This window comes from Erythrobacter sp. S259 (assembly GCF_057364965.1).
This window is the reverse complement of record NZ_CP200286.1, coordinates 1,113,707-1,126,150: the sequence shown is the minus strand read 5'-3', so window position 1 is coordinate 1,126,150 and position 12,444 is coordinate 1,113,707. Positions and strand designations below refer to the sequence as shown.

Sequence of the window (12,444 nt, the reverse complement as noted above, 5' to 3'; positions counted from 1 at the left end):
AAGGGCAAACAATGAAATTTCGTCTTAGCCTTATCCTTGCTTCGTTTGCGCTCGCAATCCCGGTGCAGTCCGCTGCCGCGCAAGAAGGCCCTGCAATCACCGCTGCACCGCAATCAGAATCGGTTGTGGTCGCGCGCGAGATCATAGATCTGGGGATGCCCGAGGAAAAACGGGAGGCGATCTTTTTTGCCACCATGGAACAGATGATGGCTCAGATGAAAGAGGCTCAGCGGCAGTCAAGCCCTATCGAAGACCCACGGCTTACGGCCATCGTCGAGCGCAGCCTCGGCGACTTCAAGGTCAAAGCGATGGAGAAAATGTCGTTTCATTTACCCAGCATTATGGAGGGATGGGCTCTCGCTTATGCCAACATGTTCACAAAAGAAGAGCTTATCGATATCCGCGATTTCGTGGCAACTCCAAGCGGGCAGCGCTTCTTTGAATTGAGCCCTGCGATTGCCGCTGAGCCCAATTTTGCAGCCGCCAATCAACGATATATGAATGATGTCATGACCCTGCTTCCGCCGATGCAAGAACAATTGAAGGATGACATCATGGACTATCTCTCATCAGTCGAGCAAGCGGACAACGCGAGTTGAACTGAAGCCCCTAAGTCCTTCGCGGCTGCGGAAAACCGTTCTTCGCACTTGCAATATTGGTTTGGCTCCGGAATGTTTGGCCGAATTAAATACTGCTGAAAGCAACCTTCTATGCCAAAATCCGAAGTCGCCACGATTGCAATCGTCAGCCAGAAGGGCGGCTCCGGCAAAACCACTCTTGCGGTAAATCTCGCCACCCGCGCTGCGGATGCGAAACACGAAAGCTGTGTGGTAGACACCGATCCGCAAGCGACTGCTGCCTCATGGTCAGATTGGCGCGGGGATTTCCTGCCCGTGGTGGTCACCGCTCCCCCTGCCCGACTTGCCCGCACCATTGAGAGCGCGAAAAAGAACGGTGTGGATTTTGTCGTGATCGACACCCCTCCCCATGCCGATGCTGCGGCGCGCGAAGCGATCAAGGTCGCTGACATTGTCCTTATCCCAACCAAACCGCGGGCATTCGATCTCGCCGCACTCGAACCGATTGCTGACCTTGTGAACTACGCCAAAACGCCCGCCTTTGTAGTGCTTAACGGTGTACCCACTGGCGCGACCAAACTTGCCAAAAGCGCACGCGCGGCGGCCAAGGAAATGGGCCTGGAGATATGTCCAATCGAACTGGGCGACCGCGCCGACTTCCACCGCTCAAGCGCCAAGGGTGAAACCGCAGGCGAGCTTGCGCCTGATGGTAAGGCGGCCAAAGAAATCGACAAGCTTTGGAAATGGCTGAGAAAATCGCTCAAAAAAGCGGAGAAATAGCCGTACCCTTCGCGTCGGTAAGATTTAGTCGCGCCGCCTGCGATCATTCCTAAAGCTGCGCGCAAAGAGCTCGTATTTGAGCTTATAATCATCAGGGATCACAGGCTCTGGACCGTTTGCGATCCCGCTCAATCGCCACGATATCTTACCCAACTCATCGACCGGCACCGAGGGCCGGGAAACCTCAACGGTGCTGATGAGCGCTTGCCGCTCAATCAGGCAGCGTTCGTTTACAGCAGGAACCTTCGGGCTTCTATCCCGCTGGCAACGAGGCGATAGGTTCCTACGCTCAATTAGGCGACCAAGGCCGCGAAAAGAAAGCACATAAATCGCATGAAAACGCACCTTTCGGAGCCGAACTAAGTAGGAGCAAGGATTTAACAAGTTTGGCACGAGAGCAAAGGCCGGTTCAGCGGCGAGACTATTGTGAACCAAATGCCTCGACCCTTTCATCAATCGGGCCCCGCCATCAATCAGAAAGTTGAAAAGCCGCTATATCGGGCTGGCTACACAGCGCTGACCACACTATGTAGCGTGCCCATGCGTATAGCCATTGCCTCTGATCACGCCGCGACCGACCTAAAAAGTGAGCTTGCCGAATGGCTCATGGAAGAAGGTCACGAAATCGCCGACCTTGGCCCCGAAGCCGGGGAAAGTGTCGATTATCCCGATTACGGTTACAAACTTGCCGATGTGATCGCCGATGGAACTGCGGAATTTGGCGTTGCGCTTTGCGGATCGGGCATCGGCATTTCGATAAGTGTAAACCGCCATCCAGGGGTCCGCTGCGCTTTGGTATCTGAGCCATTGTCAGCGGCCCTTTCCCGCGAACACAACAATGCAAACTGCATTGCCCTTGGCGCGCGCCTGATCGGCATCGAAATGGCGAAGTCTTGCGTAGCTACTTTTCTAAGCACCCAGTTTGCCGACGAAGGCGATCCGGGTGGCCGCCATCAGCGCCGCGTTGCAAAGCTCGGCAAACCGCCACAACTCCCAGATTCTGGCCCAGACCATATCGAGACCCATCAATGAGCACCCAGCCTGACCACACAGCCGATCCTATGCATGGCTTCTGGCACGACAATCTCGCCAGCGCCGACCCCGAAATCGCGAGCGCTATTGGCAAGGAACTCGCGCGCCAGCAGGACAAGATCGAGTTGATCGCGTCTGAGAACATCGCATCAAAAGCTGTTCTAGAAGCGACAGGCAGCGTCTTCACCAATAAATACGCCGAAGGCTATCCCGGCAAACGCTATTATGGCGGCTGCGACTATGCCGATATTGTCGAAACTCTGGCCATTGAGCGTGCCAAGCAATTGTTCGGCTGCAGCTTTGCCAATGTTCAGCCGAATTCAGGCAGCCAGATGAATCAGGCCGTTTTCCTCGCGATGCTTGAGCCGGGCGATACCTTTATGGGCCTCGACCTCAATTCCGGCGGGCACCTCACTCACGGTTCGCCGGTCAACATGTCAGGCAAATGGTTCAACCCTGTCAGCTACGGCGTGACCGAGGGTGATGAACTGATTGATATGGACGCGGTTGCCGCGACCGCGCGTGAGCACAAACCAAAGCTCATTATCTGCGGCGGCACTGCCTATTCGCGCATTTGGGATTTTGCCGCGTTCCGCAAAATCGCCGATGAAGTGGGCGCGATCCTGCTGTGCGATATGAGCCACATTTCCGGACTCGTGGCAGGCGGCGCGCACCCATCGCCCTTCCCGCACTGTGATATCGTCACTTCGACAACGCACAAAAGCCTGCGCGGGCCGCGTTCCGGCATCATCCTTTGGAATGATGAGAAGTACACCAAGCCGTTAAATATGGCGGTGTTCCCCGGTCTTCAGGGCGGACCATTGATGCATGTCGTTGCTGCCAAAGCGGTGGCTTTCAAAGAGGCGCTGGCCCCAGAGTTTAAGACCTACTCTCACCGCGTCGTGGAGAACGCCCGTGCGCTTGCGGCGAGTTTGGAAGAAAATGGCCTTCGGATTGTCTCCGGTGGCACTGACAACCACTCCATGTTGGTGGACCTCACCGCGAAGGACGTGACAGGTAAGGCCGCAGAAGCAGGCCTCGACCGCGCATGGCTCACCTGCAATAAAAACGGCATTCCGTTCGATACCCGCTCACCGTTTGTGACCTCTGGCATTCGTCTTGGTACGCCAGCGGGCACCACCCGCGGCTTTGGTCCGGTGGAGTTTCGCCAAGTCGGCCAACTCATCGCAGAGGTCGTCGATGGTCTCTCCAAGAACGGTCCAGAGGGCGACGCGCAGGTCGAAGAGAGCGTGCGTCAACGCGTCGCCAAGCTGTGCGCCGACTTCCCGGTTTATCCCGAAGGGTAAGCAACCAAAATGCGCTGCCCGTTTTGCGCCCATGAAGACACGCAGGTGAAAGACAGCCGCCCGACCGAGGACAACACCTCGATCAGGCGAAGGCGTCAGTGCAATTCTTGCGGCGCCCGCTTCACCACATTTGAACGCGTCCAGCTGCGCGAGGTGGTTATCGTGAAAACGGGCATCGACGGATCTGAGCCACGCAGAGAGCCTTTTGACCGCTCCAAACTTGAAAAATCGGTGGCCCTTGCCTGCCGCAAACGCGCTGTTAGCCAAGAGCGCATCGACCAACTGGTCTCCGGCATCCAGCGTCAGGTCGAAACCGCTGGCGATGCGGAAGTGCCGTCGTCTCGCATCGGTGAGATGGTGATGGACGGGCTAAAGCAGCTCGATTCCGTGGCATACATCCGCTTTGCCAGTGTCTACCGCGATTTCTCAGAGGCCAAGGATTTCGAAGAATTTGCCAGCACTGTCGCTGATGCGGCTAAAGACTGACCTGTGACAAATAGGCCCATTATCGTGCTGGTGCGCCCCCAACTGGGCGAGAACATTGGCAAGGCCGCGCGCGCGATGCTCAATTTTGGGCTCACCGAGATGCGCATTGTTGCCCCTCGTGATGGCTGGCCCAATCCCAGCGCAGGCCCTGCGGCAGCGGGCGCTGATGTCGTGCTTGATCAGGCAAAGATATACGAGACCACCGCTGAGGCTGTCGCGGATTGCGAGCATGTTTACGCCACCACCGTGCGCAAACGAGGCTTAACAAAACCGGTGGTCGGTCCAGATGGCGCGGCGCGGTTGATGCATTCCGAAAGCGGCCGCCATGCCGTGCTCTTCGGACGCGAGGCATCAGGGCTTGCAACAGAAGACGTGGCGCTTGCCCGGCATATCCTTACCGTGCCCATCAATCCGGAGTTTGGCTCGCTCAACTTGGCGCAGGCCGTCATCCTCACCGCTTATGAGTGGTCGCGCATCGGTAGCGAGTATGAGGCCAGCGCATTAGTGCAACCCACTGCGGAAGGCGGAACCCTGCCCCCAGCGCCTCAGAAAGAACTCGAAGGCCTGATCGCGCATCTCGAAGGAATGCTGGGCTCAAAGGGGTATTTCTACCCGGAAGCGCGCGCAGAGGCCACGCGCCGCACGCTTCGCACCGTTCTGACCAAGCCTGCTTGGAACCACCTTGAGGTGCGCACTTTGCGCGGGGTTCTCACCTCGCTTGGCCGGGCTGATAAGGACTCATCCAAGGACCTGCCTGATAAGGGTTGATTTCGCGGCCCACCACTGTATACGCGCGCCCACGCAATTGGTCCCGCACCCCGGTGAAGCGGAGACCGCATTGGGCGCTTTGGCTTAATGGTGCGGTGCCGGGTTCAATGATCGCCAAATGGGCGATCCAGCAAATTTGAAGGATAGACATATGTCTAAGCGTAAGAGCTCTAAGCATAAACTTGACCGCCGCATGGGTGAAAACATCTGGGGCCGTCCAAACTCTCCAGTGAACAAGCGCGCCTATGGCCCCGGCCAACACGGTCAGCGCCGTAAGAGCAAGATGAGCGATTTCGGCCTTCAGCTTCGCGCTAAGCAGAAGCTTAAAGGCTATTACGGCGACGTCACTGAGAAGCAGTTCCGCTCGACTTACAAAGACGCAACGAAGCTTAAGGGCGATACTGGTCAAAATCTCATCGGCCTGCTTGAGCGCCGTTTGGACATGATCGTGTACCGTGCAAAATTCGCGCCTACGATCTTTGCTGCGCGTCAAATCGTCAACCACGGCCACATCTATGTGAACGGTGTGAAGTGTGACATTCCTTCACGTCGTTGCCACGTTGGCGATGTGATCAGCCTTGGCTCGAAAGCGAAAGAAATGGCTCTCGTCATCGAAGCGCAAAGCCTGCCAGAGCGTGAAATTCCGGACTATGTTGCCCCAGACGGTAATGACAAAGTTCAGTTCACCCGCGTGCCTAAACTCGACGAGGTGCCTTATCCGGTCACGATGGAGCCAAACCTCGTGGTCGAGTTCTATTCGCGCTAATCGTCGCGCCGAGCACAATCAGGAATTCAGGGCGGTCCTTCGGGGCCGCCCTTTTCTTTTGCAGGTTCGCCAAAGATCTAAGGGACGCGAATGCTAGCCGAATGCATGGACCGCTTAATCGCAGCGAAATCGGCGCGCTACGGCGGGCTCAAGGTCGTTCAATCGGCAGAAGCTCACGAACACGCTTCAATTATTTGCGAACCGCGTCCCAATGGACAAATTCATAGGCGATAGAGCCTTCGACAAGCTGCTCCCAAAGTTCACTGATCAGTTCCCCCGGCAGCCCGCGCGCATCAGCCTCAGCCTTCGCCGCTGCAATCACGCTCGCCTTGCGCCCTTCGTCACGCACAGCCTCTCGCGTCGGCTTAATCCGGGCCGCTGCCCGCATGTAGCCAAAGCGCCGCTCGAGCAGTGCCACGAGCTCGCGGTCAGTCGCGTCTACCCCTGCACGCACATCAATCATGGTCTCGCAGTCTTCAGGCGGCTTGGTGGGAGAGTCAGTCATAGGGTGCCACTTGGCCTCTCCCCTCGCATTTGTCGAGAGTTTGTGCGCCCAAATTCAGCGAGCAAGGCTTTCAGTGAGGAACTGATCAATCGAACCAAGCATCTGCGCGCGCGCATTGCTGTCACGAAGACCGTGCTGGAGGTCTTCAAATTCAACATAGGTCACAGATTTTCCAGCATCTTTCAGCGCATCCGCCATATCTTTTGAGTGCCGGACCTCCACATTCACGTCAAGCGTGCCATGGTAAAGCGCCACAGGTGCTGCAAACGTTTCAGCATGACGCCTTGGACTGCCCGCAGCAATATGGGGCCCGCGCCCCAGTTGTTCATCGCGAAATCGGAAATTGGTGTATCTGCGCGCATCGGAGCGCAGATACTCGAGGTCAGTCACAGGCGCGATAGCCACCACGGCTTTGTATAGATCAGGCTCAACCACCTGCGATTGAAGCGCGGCATAGCCCCCATAAGACCAACCTACGATGGCGGTCTTCTCAGGATCAGCAATCCCTTCTGATATAAGCCACCGGCCCGCATCGTTCACATCGCCAATTGCCACATCCCAAGCCTGATAGCCGTTGCGACCAAACCATGCTTCACCATAGCCCGATGAACCGCGGTAATTGGGTTGAAGTACGGCGTATCCACGAGCGGTGAAGAACTGGACGAGCCAGTCAAAACCCCAATAATCACGCGCGGCAGGACCACCGTGGGGTAGAACGATTGTGGCCAGATTTTTGCCGTCCGACCCCGGTGGCAGTGTAAGATATGCAGGGATTTCAGTCCCGTCAGCGGCTGGGTATGTCACTGGTTTCATCGACCCCATCGGGCGATCGACCAGGCCGTCACGCATAGCAAGCAACATCTCGAGGTTCTTGCTGGTCTTATCGAAGAGATAGACGGTACCCGAATCCGTGTCCGAAGAAGCGATGATCACGAGTTTGTTCTCATCCGCGCTCGCTCCTGCAAAGTTGATCAGCGGCTGGCTAGAAAGTGTGTTGCCCAGAGCGTCCGCTAGCCCCGCAAGTTCAGGGTCGAAATATTCGACCGACCGTTTCTCAGTAGCATAGGTCACCCCAACCACGCGGCGCTGCCGGCCAATACGGATAAGCCCGTCAACATCGACATCATCGCGCGCCGCTATCACACGAGCTTCATTGCTCCCGTCCAATGGCACTCCGACAAGAGCTCGGTATCCCCCGATCGAAGTGTAAGCCAGAAGCGAGTTGCTGTTGGCATCAACGGCCACCGGAGAATAATTGAGCGGACTGCCGTTCAATGTCACATCCTCGATACGCCGCCAGCTTTTTTCACCCGGATCGCGCGTCATGAAAGTGCGATCGGAGGTGAGAAAGCCCGCGCCATCGACACTGCGCCGGACCTTCAACCTCAAATTACCCCTGTCATCGGCAAGATAGAAGCTCGCCCCTTTGTCAGGTTGCACCTCCACCTTTCTTCGCCCGCTCACAACATCGAAGCGATCGACTCCGAGACCTTCCTTGGTGCTGGCAACACGCGTGCCGGTGGTGCGCTCTTCGAGGTAGTTCCTCGTGAGCAAGAGTTGACCCTCTTGCCCATCGACATCAAGCGCGACGATATCGCCGCCGTTCTGATTGAAGCCAAGTGCGCGCGATGAACGCCGCCGATTCATGCCGAGAGCGTCTGTGCCGTCGGCGCTCACTGCAAACATGCGCGAATAGGGGAGCAGCAAACCATCGCCAGTGCGCGCCATCCCGAAAACCTCGCACACAATACGCTCATCGGTTGCCCATTCACACCGGCTCAGATCAGCCTGAATTTCATCATTACCGGCAATCTGGGTAACAGCCGAACCGTCCTCCATATCAATCACATAGAGGACCTCACTATGGCCAGGTCCCGGCGCAATCCAGGCGAGCTTCGTTCCTGACGGCGACAAGCTGATATCAAGCACCGAAGAGCGTGCACCAAAACGTTTTGCGTCTTCTTCAGCGTCTGAAGCAGTCAATGGCGACCCGCCAAGGGCTGTCAGCCCTGTAAGCAAAGCACAGCCGACAAAGCCCGAAAGGCTTTTTGCAGTCAGTTTCATGAAATTCGTCCCATACCCGTAATGGAAATAACATTGCCAAGTATCAGAGCTTTGTCAAACCTCATTCCCCAAGATAATTATGGCGAAATTCTCTTGCAAAGGCAGTAAAACGCCCCGCAGCAATAGCATCACGCATTTTCTGCATGAGCGCTTGATAAAATGCCAAATTATGCTCGGTCAGCAGCATGGCGCCCAAAATTTCATGGGACTTGTGCAGGTGGTGCAGATACGCCTTGGAATAGTCGCGTGAGGCCGAACAATCAGACGTCTCGTCAAGCGGGCTTTGATCCTCAACAAAGCGCGCATTGCGCAAGTTGATCGGGCCATTCCATGTGAACGCCTGTCCATTGCGGCCAGAGCGCGTCGGCAGAACACAATCGAACATATCAATCCCTCGTTCCACCGCGCCAACAAGGTCGTCGGGTTTGCCAACCCCCATCAAATAGCGCGGACGGTCTTTGGGAAGCATCTCGGGCGCATAATCGAGCACCCCGAACATCGCCTCCTGCCCCTCACCCACCGCAAGACCGCCCACCGCATAGCCGTCAAAACCAATGTCGATAAGCTTCTGAGCGCTCACACGGCGCAGGTCTTCGTCGAGAGCGCCCTGCTGGATACCAAACAATGCAGAACGCGCAGCATGCTCTTCGCCGCTGTCAAAGCCCTCTCGGCTGCGCTTGGCCCAGCGCATGGACAGCTCCATCGAGGCAGCGATTTCATCACGCGGCCGGTCCGCGCGCGGGCATTCGTCAAAGCACATGACAATGTCGGACCCGAGCAGGCGCTGAATTTCCATCGAGCGTTCGGGTGTCAGCATATGTTTCGAACCATCAATATGGCTGCGGAACTCGACGCCGTCCTCGGTCAGCTTGCGAAGTTCAGACAGGCTCATCACCTGATATCCGCCACTGTCGGTCAGGATCGGGCGATCCCACTTCATAAAGTTATGAAGCCCGCCAAGCCGCGCCACCCGCTCAGCACCGGGGCGCAGCATCAAATGGTATGTGTTGCCAAGGATGATATCCGCGCCAATTTCGCGGACACTCTCAGGCTTCATGGCCTTGACCGTCGCAGCGGTGCCCACAGGCATGAAAGCAGGCGTGCGAATTTCGCCCCGTTGCATGGTGATTGTACCAGTGCGCGCGCGGCCATCGGTTGCGTGAAGATCGAAGGTGAAGCGCTCAGTCATAAGCGCTCCCTTAGCTCCTATGGTAGAGATGTCGAGGGCACGTTATCCCACCACGCGGCGCAACCGGCGCCTAACATGATCCTCACCCACGAGAGTGCGCGGGTCTGAAACTTCGATATCCTCTGGGAGCGATGCTGGCTCGATCCCCGCAAGACGATGATAAGCGCCCATTGCAGCGGCAAGTGGAAGTATCAGCCAATGTGTCAGAACAATTCCAAACCCAAACATCAATAGTCCCGTGGCCAAAGGAAGGGCACCACCAGCCACCACATAACTCGTCAGATCGGCACGATTTCTAGAGGCTAGAAACTTGTGCAAGATATAAATCGCTGGTGGCAGTACGGTTATGCAAACAATAAGAGAGAATATCAGACCAAACACAATGCTTGAAAAGAAATCTCCGCTTAAGATGTTCTCTTTGAGGTTCTCGCTGGCGCCAAACTCCCCATTAGAAAACCCGAGATGGAAGACGGCGGTATAGCAAAAATGGACCAATCCACCTGCCAAAGCAGCAGCTACAACCGCATTTCCTGAGGTTATAACTTGCAATGGTCCATCAAAAAACGTGGCGCTTTGTGTTTGAACAACGCTCGCGTTTGCCATGTCGTGCGGTTGCGCTTGGCTTTGTGCTGCAGGCTCGGCTTGGTTTGGCGATTGGTCCTTAGCAGAGTTTTCTCGAACGACAGTTGTATGCACGCTTGACGCTGCCGCTTTCTCTAATTGAGCAATCTCATCCTCGTCATACTCATACCCTGCGGACCTAAGGTGAAGAAAGCCCACAAGCGCTCCAGTTCCAAACGTTAACGCGACAAAAATCGAGACGATTCCTTCATCCGAGGCGGTCTGGATAAGGGCCATTGGCATAACTGCCACGCTTGCCGCCATTAGGGCAACAATGCCTAGTAAAGGATAGGTCACGCGTGCCTTTGTTTGAAGCTTTCGGAGCATTATATGCCCGGCGACAAAGATAGCGGCAAATACCACAGTCGGCAGGGTCATAGTCACGATAAGCTCGTCGGGCGAGATTCCTGAAAGGTCCCCTTCCCAAGCGTTATAGTGACGAAACTGAGCAGTTGCAAAAGCTCCTGCTAGCAAAGCCGAAACTATGTGCGCACTAATCTTTGTTGCGACAGGCTTGCCCATTACCGATGCTCCTCTTCAAAGATCACCTTTCAAGTAAACCCATTGGCTTAAACAATCGTTATGCCAATTTTCTCGCAAACAATTACTCCCTGAGCCTCCATCCGGACTTAAAGATAAAGGCAATAACCGCGACACAAACGCTCAGAAAACCCAAAGTCTGGCCCAGCGACACCCATATCGACACATCGGACGTACCGTAGAATGTCCAACGAAGCCCGCTCACCAGAAAGGCAATTGGGTTGGCGTAGGCGATCGTTGACCAGATACCGGGTAGGTCGTCGATGGAATAGAAAGTTCCGCCTAAGAACGTCAGCGGTGTGAGGAAGAGAAGCGGGATAATCCCAAGTTTTTCAAAGCTATCCGCCCATAAGCCCAGAATGAAACCAAAGAGCGAGAAGCTTGCTGCGACCAGCATTATGTATCCGAATGCGGCAAGCGGGTATTTGATCTCGTAATCCACAAAAAGCGTGGCGGTGCCCAAAATGATCGCAGCAAGGATCAAGCCTTTGGTTGCCGCAGCGCCGACAAACCCCGCAAGCGTCTCAGCGACGCCCACAGGCGCTGAAAGCAGTTCGTAAATCGTGCCAGTAAAGCGCGGCATATAGATACCGAACGAGGAGTTGCTTGTGGTTTCCCCCAGAAGTGTCAGCATAAGCAGGCCGGGAATGATGAAAGCGCCATATGCTACGCCGTCGACAGGCTCCATCCGGGCACCGATCACAGTGCCGAAAACAATGAAATAAAGCGATGTGGTGAGGACAGGCGACAAAATCGACTGAAATGCTGTTCGCATCGCCCGCATTAATTCGCGTGTGTAGATCGACCAAGCGCCGCGCGCGTTAAATCCGCTTCCCGCTGCCATCACGCGCTCTCTTCTTCGTGTTCAGAGACCAGACCAACGAAGATGTCTTCCAGCGAGGAATCGTGAATGTCGATGCCGTTGTAGTCGATCCCAGCTTTCGTGAGCGTCTTGGTCAGCGAGGCGATTTCGGTATTGCTGCTGCCAGCATCGTTCGCGCTGCCCCCGCGGTAAATCAATGTGCGCCCGCCCTCGCCCAATGTGACTGGGAAGGCCGCAATGCTCTCAGGGATGCTGTCAAGCGGCGCAGCCAGCGAAATCATGGCCTCAGTGCTCCCCATGTGCTGCATGATCGAAGTTTTATCATCGACCATCAGGATCCGGCCCCTGCGAATGATGCCCACCCGGTCCGCCATCAGTTCGGCTTCTTCAATGTAGTGGGTGGTGAGGATGATCGTGGTGCCGCGCTCACGCAGAGCGCCGATTTGCTCCCACATGCCTTTGCGCAGTTCAACATCGACGCCGGCTGTGGGCTCATCAAGGAAAAGAAGATCGGGTTCATGCGCGAGCGCTTTTGCGATCAAAACCCGGCGTTTCATGCCGCCGGAAAGCTCGCGGATCTGGCTGTTCTTCTTTTCCCATAGGCTGAGCGATTTGAGGATCTCCTCAATGCGCGCCTTGTCCGGTGCCAAGCCAAAAAGCCCGCGCGAATAGGAAACAGCCCGCCAAACGGTCTCGAACATATCGGTTGCAAGCTCTTGCGGGACGAGCCCAATGCGCGCCCTTGCCGCGCGCCAATCGCGGGCAAGGTCGTGGCCGAACGCGTTCATCGTGCCAGAGGTGGGACGCACCAGCCCGCACACCGCGCCAATCAAAGTCGTCTTGCCAGCACCATTGGGCCCGAGAAGAGCAAATATCTCGCCCTTGCGTATGTCGAGATCGACATTGTCCAGCGCCTTTGTGCCGCCGGAATAAACCTTGGTAAGGCCATGAATGGAAAGTATGGGCTCGGACATAACCACTTCCC

Annotated in this window: 13 protein-coding genes; 7 read left to right on the top strand and 6 right to left on the bottom strand. The window is 56.0% G+C overall.

All coding sequences use genetic code 11. The annotated features are described in order from the left end of the window. Positions 1–11: 11 nt before the first annotated feature. The 7 genes from AC0V60_RS05320 to rpsD all read left to right on the top strand — a co-directional run bounded on the left by AC0V60_RS05320 (position 12) and on the right by rpsD (position 5,717). Positions 12–599, top strand: a complete 588-nt coding sequence (locus AC0V60_RS05320) for a DUF2059 domain-containing protein (RefSeq protein ID WP_486177469.1) — start codon at positions 12–14, stop codon at positions 597–599. A 111-nt stretch (positions 600–710) separates the two neighbouring features. Continuing rightward, positions 711–1,358: a ParA family partition ATPase gene (parA, locus tag AC0V60_RS05315; RefSeq protein ID WP_486177468.1), complete on the top strand. Its 648-nt coding sequence runs from the start codon at positions 711–713 to the stop codon at positions 1,356–1,358. Between the two features lie 540 nt (positions 1,359–1,898). After that, entirely contained in the window at positions 1,899–2,390 is a 492-nt protein-coding gene (rpiB, locus tag AC0V60_RS05310; RefSeq protein ID WP_486177467.1) for a ribose 5-phosphate isomerase B, read from the top strand. After that, positions 2,387–3,697 (top strand): serine hydroxymethyltransferase, encoded by a 1,311-nt coding sequence (gene glyA / locus AC0V60_RS05305; RefSeq protein WP_486177466.1) that lies wholly within the window; start codon positions 2,387–2,389, stop codon positions 3,695–3,697. Before rpiB ends, glyA begins: the two co-directional genes overlap by 4 nt. Positions 3,698–3,706: 9 nt before the next feature. After that, positions 3,707–4,183 (top strand): transcriptional regulator NrdR, encoded by a 477-nt coding sequence (gene nrdR, locus AC0V60_RS05300; protein ID WP_486177465.1) that lies wholly within the window; start codon positions 3,707–3,709, stop codon positions 4,181–4,183. Positions 4,184–4,186: 3 nt separating this feature from the next. Continuing rightward, entirely contained in the window at positions 4,187–4,951 is a 765-nt protein-coding gene (locus AC0V60_RS05295) for an RNA methyltransferase (RefSeq protein ID WP_486177464.1), read from the top strand. Between the two features lie 151 nt (positions 4,952–5,102). After that, on the top strand, positions 5,103–5,717 hold the full coding sequence (gene rpsD, locus AC0V60_RS05290) for a 30S ribosomal protein S4 (protein WP_486177463.1): 615 nt from the start codon (positions 5,103–5,105) through the stop codon (positions 5,715–5,717). Between the two features lie 190 nt (positions 5,718–5,907). Here the strand turns inward: rpsD and AC0V60_RS05285 are convergent, their stop codons facing one another. From AC0V60_RS05285 to AC0V60_RS05260, 6 genes are all read right to left on the bottom strand, one after another. Continuing rightward, on the bottom strand, positions 5,908–6,222 hold the full coding sequence (locus AC0V60_RS05285) for a chorismate mutase (RefSeq protein ID WP_486177462.1): 315 nt from the start codon (positions 6,220–6,222) through the stop codon (positions 5,908–5,910). Between the two features lie 54 nt (positions 6,223–6,276). After that, positions 6,277–8,286 carry an alpha/beta hydrolase family protein gene (locus AC0V60_RS05280; protein ID WP_486177461.1) on the bottom strand — a complete coding sequence of 670 codons (2,010 nt, stop codon included), beginning with the start codon at positions 8,284–8,286 and terminating at the stop codon, positions 6,277–6,279. 61 nt (positions 8,287–8,347) lie between these two features. Then, entirely contained in the window at positions 8,348–9,475 is a 1,128-nt protein-coding gene (gene tgt, locus AC0V60_RS05275) for a tRNA guanosine(34) transglycosylase Tgt (RefSeq protein WP_486177460.1), read from the bottom strand. 42 nt (positions 9,476–9,517) lie between these two features. Beyond that, a complete protein-coding gene (locus AC0V60_RS05270; protein ID WP_486177459.1) occupies positions 9,518–10,618 on the bottom strand; it encodes a hypothetical protein in 1,101 nt (366 codons plus the stop codon). Positions 10,619–10,700: 82 nt separating this feature from the next. Further along, positions 10,701–11,480, bottom strand: a complete 780-nt coding sequence (locus AC0V60_RS05265; protein ID WP_486177458.1) for an ABC transporter permease — start codon at positions 11,478–11,480, stop codon at positions 10,701–10,703. Then, entirely contained in the window at positions 11,480–12,433 is a 954-nt protein-coding gene (locus AC0V60_RS05260; protein WP_486177457.1) for an ABC transporter ATP-binding protein, read from the bottom strand. The genes AC0V60_RS05265 and AC0V60_RS05260 overlap by 1 nt, the downstream gene beginning before the upstream one ends. Positions 12,434–12,444: the final 11 nt, after the last annotated feature.

Bases quoted from the DNA above. Each gene is read 5' to 3' on its own strand.
- AC0V60_RS05320 (WP_486177469.1), top strand. From the start codon at position 12: ATGAAATTTCGTCTTAGCCTTATCCTTGCTTCGTTTGCGCTCGCAATC.
- parA (WP_486177468.1), top strand. From the start codon at position 711: ATGCCAAAATCCGAAGTCGCCACGATTGCAATCGTCAGCCAGAAGGGC.
- rpiB (WP_486177467.1), top strand. From the start codon at position 1,899: ATGCGTATAGCCATTGCCTCTGATCACGCCGCGACCGACCTAAAAAGT.
- glyA (WP_486177466.1), top strand. From the start codon at position 2,387: ATGAGCACCCAGCCTGACCACACAGCCGATCCTATGCATGGCTTCTGG.
- nrdR (WP_486177465.1), top strand. From the start codon at position 3,707: ATGCGCTGCCCGTTTTGCGCCCATGAAGACACGCAGGTGAAAGACAGC.
- rpsD (WP_486177463.1), top strand. From the start codon at position 5,103: ATGTCTAAGCGTAAGAGCTCTAAGCATAAACTTGACCGCCGCATGGGT.
- AC0V60_RS05285 (WP_486177462.1), bottom strand. From the start codon at position 6,222: ATGACTGACTCTCCCACCAAGCCGCCTGAAGACTGCGAGACCATGATT.
- AC0V60_RS05280 (WP_486177461.1), bottom strand. From the start codon at position 8,286: ATGAAACTGACTGCAAAAAGCCTTTCGGGCTTTGTCGGCTGTGCTTTG.
- tgt (WP_486177460.1), bottom strand. From the start codon at position 9,475: ATGACTGAGCGCTTCACCTTCGATCTTCACGCAACCGATGGCCGCGCG.
- AC0V60_RS05270 (WP_486177459.1), bottom strand. From the start codon at position 10,618: ATGGGCAAGCCTGTCGCAACAAAGATTAGTGCGCACATAGTTTCGGCT.
- AC0V60_RS05265 (WP_486177458.1), bottom strand. From the start codon at position 11,480: ATGGCAGCGGGAAGCGGATTTAACGCGCGCGGCGCTTGGTCGATCTAC.
- AC0V60_RS05260 (WP_486177457.1), bottom strand. From the start codon at position 12,433: ATGTCCGAGCCCATACTTTCCATTCATGGCCTTACCAAGGTTTATTCC.